Here is a 16,208-nt window from a genome sequence, read left to right as displayed (position 1 = left end):
GTCCCGGCGCCCCGGGGCGCGCCGCCCCCCGACTCCGGCGAGCGTGTCCTGCGCCGGCGGGTCCCGCAGGCCAGCCTCGCGCCGGAGCTGCGCGAACCCCTCGGACCCGAGCCCGAGGTGGCCGTCCCCCCGCGCCGCGCCGAGGCAGTAGGGGCTCTGTCGCGGTACCAGGCCAGCCGGCTCGCCGCGCTCGCCGCCACCGAGAACGCGGGGCGGTCGTGACCGGCAGGCCGCTCGACTGGCTGCTCGTGGAGTTCGCTCGGGAGACGCCGGGGGTCGTGCAGGCGTTGGTCGTCTCGGGCGACGGCCTGCGGCTCGCGACCTCCCCGAGGATGGCCGATGGCCTGGCCGACCAGCTCTCCGCTGCGGCGTCCGGACTGGTCAGCCTGGCCAAGGGCACGGCACTCCTGCTGCACGCGGGCCCGGTGACGCAGACGATCCTCGAGATGGACGACGGCTACCTGTTCGTCACGGCGATCAGCCACGGCGCCACCCTCGCCGTGCACGCCGGGCGGCGCTGCGACATGGGGATGGTCGGCTACGAGATGACCATGCTGGCCTCCCGGGTGGGGCACGCGCTGACCCCGGCGGCCAGGGCCGACGCCGGAGGCTCCTCGCAGTGACCCCGGACGAACCGGCACGGCATACCGGCGCGGGGCGCCGCGACGACCGGGTCGTGCCCGTGTACGCCGTGACCGGCGGTCGCACCCGGTCCTCAGGACGTGACCTGCCGGTCGAGTCCCTCGTCCTCGCGACCGATCGTTGGGCCGGTGACCTGCAGAAAGAGCATCGGATGATCATCGAGCTGGCGGGACGACCGGTGTCGCTCATGGAGGTCGGAGCAGCGCTGCGCGTCCCGGTCGGGGTGGCCCGGGTGCTCGTGAGCGACCTGGCCGACTCCGGCTACCTCGTGGTGCACGCCCCGGCACCGGCAGGCGTCGGCGGGCGCCCCGCCGCGGAGGTGCTGAACCGGTTGCTGGCGGGTCTCCGTGCGCGATGACAACGGGCCGATCCCGCTGAAGGTCGTCGTGGCCGGCGGCTTCGGGGTGGGCAAGACCACGCTCGTGCGGGCGCTGTCGGAGATCCCGCCGCTGCTGACGGAGGAGCCGCTGACCGCGGCGTCGGTGGGGGTCGACGACATCGCGGCGGTCCCGGGCAAGAACACCACGACGGTCGCGATGGACTTCGGCCGGATCACCGTCGACGACGCGCTGATCCTCTACCTGTTCGGCACGCCGGGGCAGGACCGCTTCTGGTTCATGTGGGACGAGCTCGCCCGCGGCTCCGTCGGCGCCGTCGTGCTCGTCGACCTGCGCCGGGTCGAGGACTGCTTCCCCGCCGTCGACTACTGCGAGAACCGGCAGCTGCCGTTCGTCGTGGCGTTGAACGACTTCCCCGGCACCACGGGCTTCTCCGCGGAGACCGTGCGGGAGGCACTCGCGCTGGCACCCGACGTGCCGGTGGTGCGGATGGACGCCCGCAGCGACGGCTCGTGCCTCGCGACGATCATCGCGCTGGTCGAGCACGCACTGGAGCGCACCACGGTCGCCGGCTGACGGCGCCGCTGCGGCGCCGGGCACCCACCTGCGCGGCCAACCGGTGCGCCATGATCCCCGGGTGACGGCAGAACCGCGGATCGGCACGGCGCAGCGGCGGGCCCGGCTCGGGCGGCGGCACCTACTCGCTCCCGGTCACGCCACCCCGGAGTCGGTGGCCGGGGTGGCGGGCGTGGCCGACGCACTCGTCGCGCTGCACGCCACGGACCCCGCGTCCGTCGTGCTCGCGGTGCTCGCCCGGTCCGACGCCGCTGCTCCCACGGTCGAGCGGGCCCTGCACGACGAGCGCGCGCTGGTGCGGATGCTGTCGATGCGGCGCACGGTCTGGGTGACGGCGCTCGACGTCGCACCGGTCCTGCAGGCCGCGTGCACGCTCGACGTGGCCGCGGTGCAACGCCGCAAGCTCGTGCAGCACATCGAGCGTGCCGGGGTGGCCGAGGACCCGGCGGCGTGGCTCGCCGACGTCGAGGCGTCGGCGTTGCGGGCGCTGGTCGCGCGGGGTGAGGCCACCGCGGTCGAACTGGTGGCCGACGAGCCGCGCCTGCGCACCCGGATCGTCGTGCCCCCCGACGACACCCCGCAGAACATGACGAGCCGGGCGCTGCTGGTGCTCGCCGCGGACGGCCACATCGCCCGCGGCCGTCCCCTCGGCGGGTGGACGTCCACGCAGTACCGCTGGTCACCGACGTCGGCGTGGTGGCCGGGCGGGATGCCGGAGCTGGACCCGGCCGCCGCCCACGCGGAGCTCGCGCGCCGCTGGCTCACCGCGTTCGGCCCCGCCCCGGTGGCCGACCTGAAGTGGTGGACGGGCTGGACCATGGCCCGCACCCGCGCCGCGCTCACCGCGGTCGGCGCCGTCGCGGTGGACCTCGACGGCGTCCCCGGCGTGGTCCTGCCCGACGACGTCGAGCCCGTCGCGCAGCCCGAGCCGTGGGTGGCGCTGCTGCCCGGGCTGGACCCCACGGCGATGGGCTGGCAGGACCGCGGCTGGTACCTCGGCCCCCACAAGGCGGCCCTGTTCGATCGCAGCGGCAACATCGGTCCGACGGTCTGGAGCGACGGGCGGATCGTGGGCGGCTGGGCGCAACGCGCCGACGGGACGGTCGCGCTGCGGTTGTTGGAGGACATCGGCACCGAGGCGACCACGGCGGTCCACGCGACGGCCGAACGACTCGCGGCCCGGATCGGCGACGTCCGGGTGACCCCCCGCTTCCGCACACCCCTGGAACGCGAACTGACCACCCTCCCCTGACGGCCCCCCGGAAGTTCAGGAAAGCCACTTTCAGGCCCGCAGAGGGCAGGAAAGTGGCTTTCCTGAACCTGGGGGGACCGCAGGGCCACCGGTCAGGGGAGACCGCTCGACTGCGCGGCCAGCACGCCGAGGGTCAGCAGCAGCCGGTCGCGGGGGTCGGCGATGGAGCGGCCGGTGGCCGCCTCGATTCGGCGCACCCGGTAGATCACCGTGTTGCGGTGGCAGAACAGCGCCGCCGCCGCATGGGTCGGGGAGCCGCCGTTCGCCAGCAGTTCCCGCAGCGTCTCCAGCAGCGTGTCGCGGTCGGCGGGGGGCAGATCGAGCAGACCGCCGAGTGCGGTGCGCACCACGCGCGGCACCAGCTCCGGGCTGTCCACCAGCAGCGCTTCGGGCAGCCGCTCGTCGAGCACCGCCAGGCCCGGTCCCACGAGCGTGCGGGCGGCGGTGTGCGCCATCCGGTAGCCCGCGTCGATCGCGCCCAGCCCGTCCACCACGGGGGAGACACCCACCCGGCCCGCCACGCACGGGCGCAGCGCGTCGGCCACCACCTCGGGCGGCCGGGACCCGAGCGCCACCACCCCCACCTCGTCGCGCGGCCGCAGGAACCAGGACGAGACGATGCCCAGCGGCGCCAGCGCCTCCTGCGGCGACCGGAGCGAGTCCTCCCCCGACGGTTCCACCGGCGTCACCACGCACAGCATCGGGCCGCGCTCGGGCAGCCCGAGCACCGTCGCCGCGTCCCGCAGGAACGCCGGGTCGCCCCCGCGGCCCTCGATGAGACCGTCGAGCACGGCGTGACGCCTGCTCAGGTCGTGGCTCTGCAGCCGCAGCTCCTCCAGCCGGTAGGCCTCGACGAGCGCGGTGGCACTGCGGTCGTTGACGCGCCAGACGTAGCTCGCGGCGTCCAGCAGCGCGGTGTCGTACCGCCCGGAGAACCGGCCGCGGGAGGCGCTCAGCAGCGCTTCCCACATGACGCGCCCGCCGAGCCGGTAGGCGCGCAGCACCACCTCGAGCGGCACCCCCTGGCGGGCGCGGCGCCTGCCGGTCTGCCGCGAGGTGTCCTCGGGGTCCACCCCATCCGGCACCTGCTCGGCGAGCGTCTGCACCCCGCGCTCCATGTTGGCCCGGCAGGCACCGCGCAGCTCCTCCACCATGTCCAGCTCGGCGTAGGTCGGCTCGCGGTGCAGCACCATCACCGTCAACCGGTCGGCGAGCCCGTCGACCTCGTCGATCAGGACGCCGCCGAGCACCCGCAGCGCGTCCGCGGACTCGGGCGGCAGCGGCCGGCCCCCGGTGCCGGAGCGGGTTCCGGTGTCGGGACGGCTCTCGCCGGCGCCCCGCCGGGTGGGCAGCATTCCCGCACTGTGCAGCAGCCCGCACAGCGCCGTCCACCCATACGGGCGCGCTGCCCAGTTCTGCGGCCCCGATCCTGGGCGATGCGCACATGGTGCGCGCTGGGCGCTGCGCCCAAAGTGGGGCTACCCAGTGATCGCGGTCACCGCCGCCCGCACCCGGGAGACGCCCACGTGTCAGTGTCGACATCACCCACCGGGCCGACGGCGTCCCCGGACGTCTCGGCCGTCTTCGCCGTCAGCGGCGTCGGGGTCCGGTTCGGCGGCCTCGTCGCGCTCGACGACGTGTCCCTGGCCGTCGGGCCGGGTCAGGTGCACGGTGTGATCGGGCCGAACGGCGCGGGCAAGACCACGCTCTTCAACGTCTGCTGCGGCTTCGTCCGCCCCGACACGGGCACCGTGCTGCGCCACGGGCGGCCGGTGCGCGACCTGCGTCCGCACCGGCTCTCGGGGATGGGCATCGCCCGCACGCTGCAGGGGGTCGGGCTCTTCCGCGGGCTGACCGTGGTGGAGAACGTGATGGTCGGCGCCGACCGGCACCGGCGCGCCGGCTTCGCCGCCACCCTGTTCGCCCTGGCCCGCTCCGACCGCGACGAGCGGGCGCTGCGCGAGCGTGCGATGGCCGCCCTCACCGAGCTCGGCGCCGACGGCTACGCCGACCGGCTGCCCGGGAGCCTCCCCTACCCGGTGCAGAAACGGGTGGCCCTGGCCCGCGCGCTCGCCGGAGAACCCGACCTGCTGCTGCTCGACGAGCCCGCGAGCGGCCTGGGCAGCGACGAGATGACCGAGCTGGGCGAGCTGATCCGGACCTTGACCGACCGCATGTCGGTGGTGCTGGTCGAGCACCACATGGACCTGGTGATGGCGGTCTGCGACCGGATCACGGTGCTCGACTTCGGCAAGGTCGTGGCCGACGGCACCCCCGACGAGGTCCGCGACGACCCCGCGGTGATCGACGCCTACCTGGGCGAGGAGGCCACGCACTCATGAGTGCCGGCACGCTGGAGATCTCCGGCCTCACCACGTCCTACGGCCCGGTCACGGCGCTCGACACCGTCGACATCACCGCGGAGCGGGGCCAGGTCACCGCCGTGCTCGGGGCCAACGGGGCAGGCAAGTCGACGTTGCTGCGCACGATCTCCGGCCTGGTCCGGCCCGCGGCGGGACAGGTGCTGCTCGACGGCACCGACCTCACCCACGCCCCCGCCGAGGCGATCGCGCGCGCCGGGATCGCGCACGTCCCCGAGGGCCGCGGGGTGATCACCGAGCTCACGGTGGAGGAGAACCTGCGCCTCGGGGCGATGCTCGGCGCGTCCCGCCGGCGCACCGAGCGCGGGCTGGCCCAGGTGTACGAGATGTTCCCGCCGCTGGCACAGCGCCGCCGCCACGACGCGCACGTGCTCTCCGGCGGGGAGCGGCAGATGCTCGTGATCGGCCGGGCCCTGCTGTCCGGCCCGGACGTCCTGCTGCTCGACGAACCGTCGCTGGGGCTGGCGCCCCGGATCGTCGCGCAGATCTTCGGGCTGCTGCGCGACCTCGTCGACAGCGACGGGGTCACCGTGCTGCTCGTCGAGCAGAACGCGCGCAGCGCCCTCTCGATCGCCGACGTCGGCGTCGTGCTCAACCTGGGGCGCGTGGTGGCCCGCGACGCCGCCGCCGCGCTCGCCGCGGACGACGGCCTCCGCCACGCCTACCTCGGCTTCTGATCAGGAGAGGAGAGCAGTGCAGCAGTTCCTCAACGTCACGCTGACCGGTCTCGGTCAGGGAGCCGTCTACGCCGCCTTCGCACTGGCCCTGGTGTTGATCTGGCGCTCCACCCGGGTCGTCAACTTCGCGCAGGGCGCCATGGCCATGTTCACCACCTACCTGGCGCTCACCGTGATCGAGGGCGGCCAGTCGTACTGGGTCGGTCTCGTCGTCGCGCTGGTCGCCGGGCTGGTGCTGGGTGCCGTGATCGAGCGGCTGGTGATCCGCCCGGTCGAGGGCGGCCCGGAGCTCAACGCCGTGATCGTGACGCTCGGGCTGTTCGTGGCGCTGCAGGCGCTGGCCGCGATCCTGTTCGGCTCCACGTTCCGGTCGTTCCCCGCGCCGTTCGACCTGCGCGGGTTCACCGTGGGCGGGGTCAACATCGCGTTCACCCCGAACAGCATCTACATCATCGTCGCCGTGGTGGTGGTGATGCTCGCCCTCGTCGCGCTCTTCCGCTTCACCGACCTCGGCCTGAAGATGCGCGCCGCCGCGTTCAGCCAGGAGGTGTCGAGGCTGCTCGGCGTGCCCGTCGGGCGGATGCTCACGCTCGGCTGGGCGCTGGCCGCGGGCGTCGGTTCGCTGTCCGGACTGCTGATCGCGGGCGGCAGCCTGGTGTTCCCCGCCTACATGGACGCCGTGATCGTCTACGGGTTCGTCGCCGCCGTGCTCGGCGGCCTCGACTCGCCGGCCGGGGCCGTGGTCGGCGGGCTGACGATCGGACTGCTGCTGTCCTACGTCAGCGGCTACCTCGGCAGCGAGCTGGTGGCGCTGGCCGCGCTCGCGATCCTGGTGGCGGTGCTGCTGGTGCGGCCGCAGGGACTGTTCGCCCGGACCGCAGCGCGGAGGGTCTGATGTCCCAGCAGACCGACGAGCCTGCCGCCGCGCAGGCGTCCTCCCCCGTCGCCACCGGGGCTCCGAGGCCCGGGCCCCTGGCTGCCGTACGCCGCAGGCTGCCGCGCTCCACCTTCGGCAGGCACGCGCTGGTGGTGCTCCTCGCACTCGTGGCCGTGGTGCTCGTGCTGGAGCTGACCAGCCCGTTCCGCAACTCGCAGTTCGCCACCATGTCCTACTACGCGATCGCCGCGGCGGGGCTCACCGTGCTCACGGGTCTCAACGGGCAGATCTCGCTCGGCCACGGCGCGCTGATGGCCGTGGGCGCCTACACCACCGGGCTGCTGCTCGGGGACGACGGCACGGGCCTCCCGCTGCTGCTCGTCATGGTCATCGCGGCCGCCGTCACCGCGCTGGTCGGCGCCGTGGTGGGGGCGGCCGCCGCCCGGCTGCACGGGCCCTACCTGGCGGGCGCCACGCTCGCGCTGGCCGTCGCGGTGCCGGGCCTGGCGATCTACTTCGATCACACCCTCGGCGGGGAGCAGGGGCTCCCGGTCGCCTCGCCCGACGTGCCCGACTGGTTCGCCGACGCCGTCTACTTCCTCTCCGCCAACGAGACGCCCACCGCCAAGTACCTCGCCTATCTCGGCTGGGGCACGCTGCTGGTGGTGCTCCTGCTGCTGGCCAACCTGATGGCCGGGCGCATCGGACGGGTCTGGCGGGCCGTGCGCGACGACGAGGTCGCCGCGGAGCTGGCCGGGATCCGGCTGGGCCGGGTGCGGGTGCTCGCGTTCGTGGTCAGCGCGGTCTGCGCCGGGCTGGCGGGCTCGGTGCTCGGCGTGGTGGTGCGGCTGGCCGCGCCCAGCGGGTTCACGATCGTGCTCTCGCTCGGGTTGCTCACCGCGGTGGTCGTCGGCGGCCTCGGCAGCCTGGAGGGGGCGCTGCTCGGCAGCGCGCTGCTGGTGTTCCTGCCGCCTGCTGTCACCAACCTCGGCATCGGCGCCGGGCTGGACGGGACGCAGGCCGCGCAGCTCGCGCCGTTCGTCTACGGCGTGGTGCTCGTGCTCGTGATGCTGCTCGCGCCGTCGGGAGCCGTCGGCGTGGTGAAGAAGCTGTGGAACCGGAGCAGGACCAACCGCCGGGGACCCTCGACGAGGAGGACAGGATGACCAGGAGGAGCAGGCGCTCGGCGCTCGCCGCGGCGGCGGTCGCGGCGGCGGTGGTTCTCAGCGCGTGCGGTGCGGGCGGGCGCCCTGACGGCGGGTCCGGGACCGACGCCGCCCCCGCCGTCGGCATCACCGACACCTCGGTGAAGATCGGGGCGCACTTCCCGCTCACCGGCGTCGCGGCGCCCGGCTACAGCGAGATCCCGACCGGCGCGAAGGCCTACTTCGACTTCGTCAACGCCGCAGGCGGGATCAACGGGCGGACGATCGACTACGTCTTTCGCGACGACGCCTACAACCCGACGCAGACCAGCCAGGTGGTCAACGAGCTCGTCCTCCAGGACCAGGTGTTCGCGCTGCTGGGCGGCCTGGGCACCCCCACGCACTCGGCCGTGCTCGACTACCTCAACAGCGAGGGCGTGCCGGACCTGTTCGTCTCCTCGGGCTCCCTGCTGTGGGACCAGCCGGCCAAGAACCCGCAGACCTTCGGCTGGCAGCCCGACTACGAGATCGAGGGGAAGATCGTCGGGCAGTACGTGGCGCAGAACTTCCCGCAGGCCAAGGTCGGCCTGTTCCTGCAGGACGACGACTTCGGCCGCGACGGCGAGCTCGGCGCCCGCCGGTTCCTCGACAAGCAGATCGTCGCCGCCGAGCGGTACACGCCCGGCAACACCGACGTGGCCCCGCAGATCGCGGCGCTGCAGGCGGCGGGCGCCGACCTCGTGATCGGCTTCAACGTGCCGTCCTACACGGCCCTCTCGCAGCTGCAGTCGCTGCGGCTGAACTACAAGCCGCAGTGGATCTACTCCAACGTCGGCTCCGACCCCGGGCTCGTCGGCTCCCTGCTGGCCCGCTTCTCCGAGGGCGCCGTCACCGACGCCGGGCTGCTCGACGGCGTGATCACCACCGAGTACCTGCCCGGTGTCGACGCACCGGACGACCCGTGGGTCCAGCTGTTCCAGCGGGTGTGGGACGAGCACGGCGGCGACGGCGAGCTGACCAACTACCGCATCTACGGCATGTCCCAGGCCTACACGTTCGTGCAGGCGCTGCAGGCGGCCGGGGCCGACCCCACACGCGAGAGCATCGTGGCGGCCGTCGAGCGGTCGGGCGCGCAGTTCCAGGGCCCGTGGGTGGCGCCGTTCCGGTACTCGGCCGACCGGCACGCCGGCGTCTCCGGGGTGGAGGTCGCCCGGATCACCGGCGGCACCACGGAGAGCCTGACCCCCGTCCTCGTGACGGACAACGGCGACGCCCCCATCACGGAGGCCACCGGTGAACCGGCGGCTCCCCCGGCGAACGGCATCCCGGCAGCGCCCCCTGCGGGCTGAGCGCCGGCCCCGAGTTCAGGAAAGCCACTTTCAGGCCCGCACAGGGCAGGAAAGTGGCTTTCCTGAACTTCGGCGGTGAGTGCTGATCCGCCTCAGCGTGCTTCGAGCACCTCGATCGCCGACGCCGTGAGGCTCAGCCGGATGTGGTTGCGCATCAGCTCGGCCGCGCGCTCGCCGTCACCACTGATGACGAGCTCCATCATCTGACGATGTTCGTCGAGGTCGCGGGTGCGCGGACCGTCGCCCGGCGGCAGCACGAGACCGATGCGCCGGTAACGGTCCGACTTGTCCCACAGGTCGTCGAGCAGCCGGACCATGACGTCGTTGTGGGACGCCCGGTACAGCGTCCGGTGGAAGTCCCGGTGCGCGGTGAGCGCTTCCTCGCCCCACTGCCTGGTCACGGGCAACAGCCGTTCGACGGCGGCCCGCATCGCGGTGATGTCGGCCTCGGTACGGCGGGCGGCCGCCAGCTCGACCGCTGAGGGGTCCAGCGACAGGCGCACCTCGAACAGCTGTCGGGCCTCCGCGGCGTCCATGCGGGCGACGCGCGCGTCCCGGTGCGTGTCGAGGTCGATCAGGCCTTCGCTGCTGAGCCGTCTGATGGCCTCGCGCAGCGGCGTGATGCTCATGTGCAGGGACTCGGCGAGCTCGTACTGCGCCAGGCGGGAACCGGGGGCGAGCGCTCCCGAGAGGATGCGGTCGCGGATCTCGGCGTACGCGACCTCGCTCTTGCTCGAGAAGACATTCGTGCTGGTCATCGGTCCACCACTTCTTGTCGGGACCACGTCGGCTTGCGCTCGGACTCGCTGGGAGCCTAGCGTCCCGAACATCTTATAAGTTACGAGGAGCGTCATGAAGATCGTCTCCGTGCACGAGGGTGTCGTGCCGATCAGCTCGTCGATCCGCAATGCGTTGATCGACTTCAGCTCGATGGACTGCTCGATCGTCGCGGTCGTCAGCGACGTGGTCCGCGCTGGTGAACCCGTCGTGGGGTACGGGTTCACCTCGAACGGCCGCTACAGCGCGGGGGAGATCCTGCGGCGGCGGCTGCTGCCGCGGCTGCTGCAGGCATCGCCGGACGATCTCCTCGCCGACAACGGCACCTTCGTCGACCCGGCGAAGGCGTGGGACGTGATGATGCGGAACGAGAAGCCGGGCGGCCACGGTGAACGCTCGGTCGCGGTCGGCGCCGTCGACATGGCGCTGTTCGACCTGGCCGCGAAGATCAACGAGCAGCCGCTCCACCGCTTCCTGTCCGAGCGCTACGGCGACGGCCGGCCCGACGAGTCGGTCTTCGTCTACGCCGCAGGCGGCTACTACGCCCCCGGCAAGGGTCTACGCGAGCTGCAGGACGAGATGAAGGGCTTCCTCGACCTCGGCTACCGCGTGGTCAAGATGAAGATCGGCGGTGCCGAGCTGGCCGAGGACCTGCGCCGGATCGAGGCCGTCCTCGACGTCCTCGACGGCGACGGGTCCCGGCTGGCAGTGGACGTCAACGGTCGTTTCGACCTGGAGACCGCCCTGGACTACGGCCGAGCGATCGAGCCCTACGGCCTGTTCTGGTACGAGGAGCCGGGCGACCCGCTCGACTACCACCTGCACGCCACCCTGGCCGAGCACTACCGGGGCCCACTGGCCACCGGCGAGAACCTGTTCTCGCTGCCGGACGCCCGCAACCTCGTGCGGTACGCGGGGATGCGGCCCGACCGCGACACCATCCAGGTCGACCCGGCCCTGAGCTACGGACTGGTCGAGTACCTGCGCATCCAGGACATGCTGCGGCAGCACGGCTGGGACTCCCGCCGGTGCATCCCGCACGGCGGCCACCAGTTCTCCCTGCACATCGCCGCCGCGCTGAAGCTCGGTGGCAACGAGTCGTATCCCGGGGAGTTCAAGCCTGCCGGGGGCTTCGCCGACGGCGCCGAGGTGCGCGACGGGTACGTCGGCCTCACGGACCTGCCGGGGATCGGACTCGAGGCGAAGGCCGAGTTCTACCCGGTGCTGCGCGAGCTGCACAGCTGATGCGCCTCGGTTCCGCCTGCTGACACCCCACACACACTGCTGTGCAAGGAGTTCGGTATGTCCCCGTCGAACGTCGCCGACCCGCCGCCTCGGTCCCGCCCCGTCCGGCTGCTGCGTGAGCTGTGGTTCCAGGTGGTCGTGGGCGCCGTGCTCGGAATCGCCGTCGGCGTTCTCTTCCCCGGCTTCGGTGCAGCGATGAAACCTCTCAACGACTGGTTCATCGCGCTGGTCACGATGATCGTCATCCCGGTGGTCTTCTGCGTCGTCACCACGGGAATCGCCGCGATGGACGACCTGCGCAAGGCCGGGCGGATCGGGATCAAGGCGATCGGCTACTTCATCGTCTTCTCGCTGGTCTCGATGGTGATCGGCCTCGTGGTGGCCAACGTGTTCCATCCCGGTGCGGGGATGAACATCAACCCGGCCACCCTCGACGCGGGGCACATCCCCGGCGTGAGCGGAGGCGGACACGCGAGCTTCACCGACTTCGTGTCGAGCCTGATCCCGGAGTCACTGTTCGGCGCACTCACCGGGGACAACATCCTCTCGGCGCTGCTGGTGTCGATCCTGTTCGGGGTGGCCCTCAACGTCTCGGGTGAGCGGGCACAGATCCTCACCCAGGGCATCGGGGCGCTGTCGGAGGTCGTGTTCAGGATCGTCTCCTGGGTGATGCGACTCGCGCCCATCGGGACGTTCGGAGCGCTGGCCACGGTGGTCAGCACCTACGGCGCGGCCAGCCTGCAACAGCTCGGCTACCTGGTCGTCCTGTTCACCGCGACGTGCGTCGTCTACATCCTCGTGGTGCTCGGGACGATCATGCGGGCGTGCCGACTGAGCCTGTTCGGGCTCATGCGCTTCCTGCGGGCGGAGCTGCTGGTCGCACTGAGCACCTGCTCGAGCGAGGCGGTGCTCCCGCAGGTGGTGCAGAAGCTGGAGGCCCTCGGCGTCGGCCGTCCCGTCGTGGGCATCACGATCCCCGCCGGGTTCTCGTTCAACCTCGACGGTTCGGCGATCTACCTGACGATGGCGTCGCTCTTCCTCGCACAGGCCGTCGGGATCGACCTGTCGTGGCAGCAGCAGCTGACGATGGTCGGGATCATGATGCTGACGAGCAAGGGAACCGCCGGGATCGCGGGTGGCGCATTCATCGTGCTGGCCAGCAGCATCACCGCGATCGGGCACGTGCCGCTCGCCGCCCTTGCGTTGATCGTCGGTGTCGACCGCCTGCTCAACGAGGGCCGGGTCTTCATCAACGTGCTCGGCAACGCCGTCGCGGCGATCGTGGTGGGGAAATGGGAGAAGGACTTCGACGTCACCCGGGCCCGGGCCGTTCTGCGGATGCGGCCGGCGCCGGCCCCAAGTTCAGGAAAGCCACTTTCAGGCCCGCACAGGGCAGGAAAGTGGCTTTCCTGAACCTCGGCGGCTAGTGCCCCGCCACGAAAGCGCGCAGGGCCGGGAGGGTCCGCGGGTCGATGTCGTGGCCGCCGTCGTGCGGGAACTCCACCACCTCCGCGCCGTGGTCGCGCAGCTGCGCGACCAGGGTGCGGGTGTGGGCGGCGGTCGCCATCGGGTCGCGGCGGCCGTTGGACACGGCCACGCGCTTGCCCGTGAGGTCGAGATCGGGGTCCGGCCCGTCGCGGAACGGCACCATCGCCGCCAGCAGCACCGAGCCGGCCAGGGTCTCCGGGCGGCGGAACAGCAGCGCGGACGCCATGTTCGCTCCGTTGGAGAACCCGGCCGCCACCCACGACCCGGCCGCGACGTCGTGCTCGGCCTCCGCCGCGACGAGGAACGCCGCCAGCTCGTCCACCCGCGCGCGCAGGTCGTCCTCGTCGAAGACGCCCTCCTGGAGCCTGCGGAAGAACCGCGGCATGCCGTTCTCCAGCACCGTGCCCCGGGGCGAGAGCACGGGGGCGTCCGGCGCGAGGTGCTCGCGCAGGGGCAGCAGGTCGTGCTCGTCGCCGCCGGTGCCGTGCAGGAGCAGCAGCGGCGGGGCGGCGCTGCCCGGGACCCACACATGCGGACGGACCACGGCCGGGCCGCCCTGCGCGGCGGTCACGGCGTCGCCGGGGCGTCGACGTGCAGCGGCGGGAGCGCCCGCGCGATCTGCTCGCGGCTGGGCTCCAGCCACGGCGGCAGCTTCAGGGACCGGCCCAGCTCCAGCAGCGGCTCGTCGATGGCGAAGCCGGGCTGGTCGGTCGCGATCTCCAGCAGCACTCCCCCGGGTTCGTGGAAGTAGATGGAGGTGAAGTACTGCCGGTCGACGATCCCGGTGACCCGCAGACCCGCCTCGACGAGCTCCCGGCGCCACCGGGCCTGGGTCTCCTGGTCCGGTGCGCGGAAGGCGATGTGGTGCACGGTGCCACCGGCCTGCAGCCCCCGCGGCCGCGCGTCGGCGGCCACGTCGACGACGGCCCCTGCGCCACCCCCGGCCATGGCGAAGCGGGCGCGGTCGCCGTCCTCGCCCTGCAGGTGCATCCCGAGCACGCCCGCGAGCATCTCCGCGGTGGCGTCGGGCAGGCGCTCGGACATCGTCACCGAGTGCAGGCCGCGCACGGCGTGCTCGGCCGGCACGCCGGCCACGCCGTCCCAGCCCGAGCGGGTGTCGCCGGGAGCCGCGACGATGTCGATCACCATGCCGTCGGGGTCGCGCAGGGTCAGCACCTCCTCGCCGTCACGGGTGCGGGGGCCGTCGAGCACGAGCCCGGCACCGGTGAGGTGGCGCTGCCACCAGCCCATCGACTCCGGCGGCACGCTGAACGCGGTGGCGGTGGTCAGCCCGCTGCCCTGACGCCCGGCGGGGACGCCCCGCCACGGGAAGAAGGTCAGGAGCGTGGACGGCGCACCTCGCGCGTCCCCGTAGTACAGGTGGTAGGTGTCGGGCGCGTCGAAGTTCACGGTCTGCTTGACCAGCCGCAGTCCCAGCACCCGCGTGTAGAAGTCGACGTTGCGCTGCGGGTCCGACGCGATCGCCGTGACGTGGTGCAGGCCGTGCGGAGCGATAGTGCTCATCTCGTTCTCCCCTTCATCGACGGTGATGGTAGTTGCGAACGCAAGCAGATGTACAACTGTTCCCTAGAGTGCGACGGGTGAACGCTCTCCCTCTCGATCTGACCGCCGACGTCGTGGGCGGCTGGCTGCAGCTTCCCGGATCCGCCTCCGCCGAGCTCATCGGCTCGGTGGGCTTCGGGTTCGTGTGCATCGACCAGCAGCACGGCCTGATCGGCGACGACGCGCTGCTCCCGATGGCCCAGGCGCTGGACTCGACCGGCACGCCGGTGGTCGTGCGGGTCACCGGGAACGAGGCAGGCGCCATCGGCCGGGCACTGGACCGGGGTGCCGCGGCCGTCATCGTGCCGATGGTCGACACCGCGGCCGATGCGGCCCGGGCCGTGGCGGCCTGCCACTACCCGCCCCGAGGCGGACGCAGCTACGGCCCGACGCGGGCGGCCTGGTCACCCGGCCGGCCGGACCCGCTGTGCATCGTCATGGCGGAGACCCTCGCGGCGGTCGAGGCGCTACCCGACATCGCGGCGGTCGAGGGCCTGGACGCGGTGTTCGTCGGGCCGTCGGACCTGGCGTTCAGCGCCGGCCTGCCGCCGAGCGCCCAGGTGGACGACCCGGGTTACGAGCGCCTGCTGCGCGACGTCGTCGCCGCCTGCCGGGCGCGGGACCTCCCGGTCGGCATCTACTGTGCCTCGCCCGCCCACGTGCACCGCTTCCGCGCGCTGGGCTTCACCTTCTTCGCGCTGATGTCGGAGGCGGCGATGCTCCGCGGCGCGGCAGTGGCGCATCTGGCCGACTCGCGGCAGGATGCGGCGGGTCGATGACGGCTGTAATGTCGTAATCAAGGAGCGCCTGAGTGACCGCCACTCCCGTCCCCACGCTCTACGACTGGTGCGGCGGTTCCGCTGCTCTGCACCGCCTCACAGAGGTCTTCTACGACCGGGTGCTCGCCGACCCGGTGCTCGAACCCGTGTTCCGGCACATGGGACCGGAGCACCGCGACCACGTGGCCCGCTGGCTCGGGGAGGTGTTCGGCGGACCCACCGACTACACCGACGAGCTCGGCGGCTACCCCGCGATGCTGCGCCACCACATCGGCCTCGGTATCACGGAGGAGCAGCGGGCGCGGTGGGCGACCCTCATCGCGTCGAGCGCCGACGAGGCGGGGCTCCCCGATGACCCCGAGTTCCGCTCCGCCTTCGTCGCCTACGTGGAGTGGGGCACGCGCATCGCCCGGGCCAACGCGGCGCCGGACGCCACCCCCATGCAGAACGCGCCCACCCCGCGGTGGGGCTGGGGTGAGGCCCCGCCCTACCTCAGCTGATCGCGGGAGCCAGCGCCGCCAGCGCCCCGGCCGTACGGGTGGTGCTGGTGAAGAAGGCGATCCCGAGCTCCTCGAGCAGGTCGATGCTGGCCTGCCCGGGGCGCGTGTAGCTGTAGATCACCAGCGGCACCGACGCAGCCAGCGTCGCGAGGTACTCCCGCTCGCGCTCGAGCTGCTTCTGGTCCGCGAGCGTGGCCACCAGCACCACGGCGTCGACCTCCCCGCTGTCGGCGAGGATCCGCACGACCGGGCTGACCCCGCCGAGGCCGAGCACCTGTGCCGTGGCGTCCACGGGGTTGGCCGGGCTCCCGTACGGCGGGATCCGCTCCCGCAGGAGAGCCTGAACCTGCGGCGAGAGCAGCGGCACCTCCAGCCCCGCCGCCACGAGGTCGTCGGCGAGCCAGGTGCCGGCGCCGCCGGACACCGTCACGATCCCCACCCGGCGGCCGGCGGGCCGGCGGGTGCGCGACAACGCGAGGGCCAGGTCGATCATGTGCTCCTGGTCGTGGGCCCACAGGACGCCGGGGTGGTCCAGGACCCGCCGGTAGAGCGCCTCCTCACCGGCGTCGTGCGCCGTGTGGGCGAGGGCGGCCCGGCGACCCGCCCCGCTGTTCCCGAC

Annotated in this window: 18 protein-coding genes and 1 pseudogene; 14 read left to right on the top strand and 5 right to left on the bottom strand. The window is 72.7% G+C overall.

Translation table 11 applies throughout. The features are described 5' to 3' along the window. The 5 genes from HF577_RS31620 to HF577_RS31600 all read left to right on the top strand — a co-directional run. Positions 1–222 (top strand): hypothetical protein (locus HF577_RS31620; protein WP_169399662.1); only part of this gene is annotated, 222 nt, incomplete at its 5' end. Then, positions 219–623 carry a roadblock/LC7 domain-containing protein gene (locus HF577_RS31615; RefSeq protein WP_169399661.1) on the top strand — a complete coding sequence of 135 codons (405 nt, stop codon included), beginning with the start codon at positions 219–221 and terminating at the stop codon, positions 621–623. The genes HF577_RS31620 and HF577_RS31615, both read left to right, overlap by 4 nt. Then, positions 620–1,000, top strand: coding sequence for a DUF742 domain-containing protein (locus tag HF577_RS31610; RefSeq protein ID WP_169399660.1), 381 nt, complete (start codon positions 620–622; stop codon positions 998–1,000). Before HF577_RS31615 ends, HF577_RS31610 begins: the two co-directional genes overlap by 4 nt. Continuing rightward, the gene (locus HF577_RS31605; RefSeq protein WP_169399659.1) at positions 990–1,556 is read left to right on the top strand and encodes a GTP-binding protein; all 567 of its coding nucleotides are present in this window, start codon (positions 990–992) and stop codon (positions 1,554–1,556) included. The genes HF577_RS31610 and HF577_RS31605 overlap by 11 nt, the downstream gene beginning before the upstream one ends. Before the next feature lie 61 nt (positions 1,557–1,617). Then, positions 1,618–2,808 (top strand): winged helix DNA-binding domain-containing protein, encoded by a 1,191-nt coding sequence (locus HF577_RS31600; RefSeq protein ID WP_169399658.1) that lies wholly within the window; start codon positions 1,618–1,620, stop codon positions 2,806–2,808. 92 nt (positions 2,809–2,900) lie between these two features. On the opposite strand, the gene HF577_RS31595 is transcribed toward HF577_RS31600, so the two are convergent. After that, positions 2,901–4,163 (bottom strand): PucR family transcriptional regulator, encoded by a 1,263-nt coding sequence (locus HF577_RS31595; RefSeq protein ID WP_169399657.1) that lies wholly within the window; start codon positions 4,161–4,163, stop codon positions 2,901–2,903. 177 nt (positions 4,164–4,340) lie between these two features. Between HF577_RS31595 and HF577_RS31590 the strand changes: the two genes are divergently transcribed. The 5 genes from HF577_RS31590 to HF577_RS31570 are packed head-to-tail and all read left to right on the top strand — an operon-like array spanning position 4,341 to position 9,237. After that, entirely contained in the window at positions 4,341–5,150 is an 810-nt protein-coding gene (locus HF577_RS31590) for an ABC transporter ATP-binding protein (RefSeq protein WP_312859508.1), read from the top strand. Further along, entirely contained in the window at positions 5,147–5,866 is a 720-nt protein-coding gene (locus tag HF577_RS31585; protein WP_169399655.1) for an ABC transporter ATP-binding protein, read from the top strand. Before HF577_RS31590 ends, HF577_RS31585 begins: the two co-directional genes overlap by 4 nt. Positions 5,867–5,882: 16 nt before the next feature. Then, a complete protein-coding gene (locus tag HF577_RS31580) occupies positions 5,883–6,761 on the top strand; it encodes a branched-chain amino acid ABC transporter permease (protein WP_169399654.1) in 879 nt (292 codons plus the stop codon). Continuing rightward, positions 6,761–7,909 carry a branched-chain amino acid ABC transporter permease gene (locus tag HF577_RS31575; protein ID WP_169399653.1) on the top strand — a complete coding sequence of 383 codons (1,149 nt, stop codon included), beginning with the start codon at positions 6,761–6,763 and terminating at the stop codon, positions 7,907–7,909. The genes HF577_RS31580 and HF577_RS31575 overlap by 1 nt, the downstream gene beginning before the upstream one ends. Further along, positions 7,906–9,237 carry an ABC transporter substrate-binding protein gene (locus HF577_RS31570; protein ID WP_169399652.1) on the top strand — a complete coding sequence of 444 codons (1,332 nt, stop codon included), beginning with the start codon at positions 7,906–7,908 and terminating at the stop codon, positions 9,235–9,237. Before HF577_RS31575 ends, HF577_RS31570 begins: the two co-directional genes overlap by 4 nt. A gap of 92 nt (positions 9,238–9,329) precedes the next feature. Here the strand turns inward: HF577_RS31570 and HF577_RS31565 are convergent, their stop codons facing one another. After that, a complete protein-coding gene (locus HF577_RS31565; RefSeq protein ID WP_169399651.1) occupies positions 9,330–9,995 on the bottom strand; it encodes a GntR family transcriptional regulator in 666 nt (221 codons plus the stop codon). A 94-nt stretch (positions 9,996–10,089) separates the two neighbouring features. Between HF577_RS31565 and HF577_RS31560 the strand changes: the two genes are divergently transcribed. Then, a complete protein-coding gene (locus HF577_RS31560; protein WP_169399650.1) occupies positions 10,090–11,259 on the top strand; it encodes a mandelate racemase/muconate lactonizing enzyme family protein in 1,170 nt (389 codons plus the stop codon). 57 nt (positions 11,260–11,316) lie between these two features. After that, entirely contained in the window at positions 11,317–12,672 is a 1,356-nt protein-coding gene (locus HF577_RS31555; protein WP_211175129.1) for a cation:dicarboxylate symporter family transporter, read from the top strand. Between the two features lie 10 nt (positions 12,673–12,682). On the opposite strand, the gene HF577_RS31550 is transcribed toward HF577_RS31555, so the two are convergent. Further along, positions 12,683–13,318 (bottom strand): alpha/beta hydrolase, encoded by a 636-nt coding sequence (locus HF577_RS31550; protein ID WP_169399649.1) that lies wholly within the window; start codon positions 13,316–13,318, stop codon positions 12,683–12,685. Further along, positions 13,315–14,271 (bottom strand): ring-cleaving dioxygenase, encoded by a 957-nt coding sequence (locus HF577_RS31545; RefSeq protein ID WP_169399648.1) that lies wholly within the window; start codon positions 14,269–14,271, stop codon positions 13,315–13,317. Before HF577_RS31545 ends, HF577_RS31550 begins: the two co-directional genes overlap by 4 nt. A gap of 77 nt (positions 14,272–14,348) precedes the next feature. On the opposite strand from HF577_RS31545, the gene HF577_RS31540 reads away from it, so the two are divergent. After that, positions 14,349–15,089: an HpcH/HpaI aldolase family protein gene (locus HF577_RS31540; RefSeq protein WP_169399647.1), complete on the top strand. Its 741-nt coding sequence runs from the start codon at positions 14,349–14,351 to the stop codon at positions 15,087–15,089. A 32-nt stretch (positions 15,090–15,121) separates the two neighbouring features. Next, positions 15,122–15,589: a group II truncated hemoglobin gene (locus HF577_RS31535; protein WP_169399646.1), complete on the top strand. Its 468-nt coding sequence runs from the start codon at positions 15,122–15,124 to the stop codon at positions 15,587–15,589. Here the strand turns inward: HF577_RS31535 and HF577_RS31530 are convergent. Further along, positions 15,582–16,208, bottom strand: a pseudogene (locus tag HF577_RS31530) (hypothetical protein); the annotation flags it as partial. The gene HF577_RS31535 and the pseudogene HF577_RS31530 overlap by 8 nt on opposite strands.

This window comes from Pseudonocardia xinjiangensis (assembly GCF_012911925.1).
GTDB classification, from domain to species: domain Bacteria; phylum Actinomycetota; class Actinomycetes; order Mycobacteriales; family Pseudonocardiaceae; genus Pseudonocardia; species Pseudonocardia xinjiangensis.
This window is presented reverse-complemented; position numbering and strand designations above follow the sequence as displayed.

Bases quoted from the DNA above. Each gene is read 5' to 3' on its own strand.
- HF577_RS31595 (WP_169399657.1), bottom strand. From the start codon at position 4,163: ATGCTGCCCACCCGGCGGGGCGCCGGCGAGAGCCGTCCCGACACCGGA.
- HF577_RS31585 (WP_169399655.1), top strand. From the start codon at position 5,147: ATGAGTGCCGGCACGCTGGAGATCTCCGGCCTCACCACGTCCTACGGC.
- HF577_RS31575 (WP_169399653.1), top strand. From the start codon at position 6,761: ATGTCCCAGCAGACCGACGAGCCTGCCGCCGCGCAGGCGTCCTCCCCC.
- HF577_RS31570 (WP_169399652.1), top strand. From the start codon at position 7,906: ATGACCAGGAGGAGCAGGCGCTCGGCGCTCGCCGCGGCGGCGGTCGCG.
- HF577_RS31565 (WP_169399651.1), bottom strand. From the start codon at position 9,995: ATGACCAGCACGAATGTCTTCTCGAGCAAGAGCGAGGTCGCGTACGCC.
- HF577_RS31560 (WP_169399650.1), top strand. From the start codon at position 10,090: ATGAAGATCGTCTCCGTGCACGAGGGTGTCGTGCCGATCAGCTCGTCG.
- HF577_RS31555 (WP_211175129.1), top strand. From the start codon at position 11,317: ATGTCCCCGTCGAACGTCGCCGACCCGCCGCCTCGGTCCCGCCCCGTC.
- HF577_RS31545 (WP_169399648.1), bottom strand. From the start codon at position 14,271: ATGAGCACTATCGCTCCGCACGGCCTGCACCACGTCACGGCGATCGCG.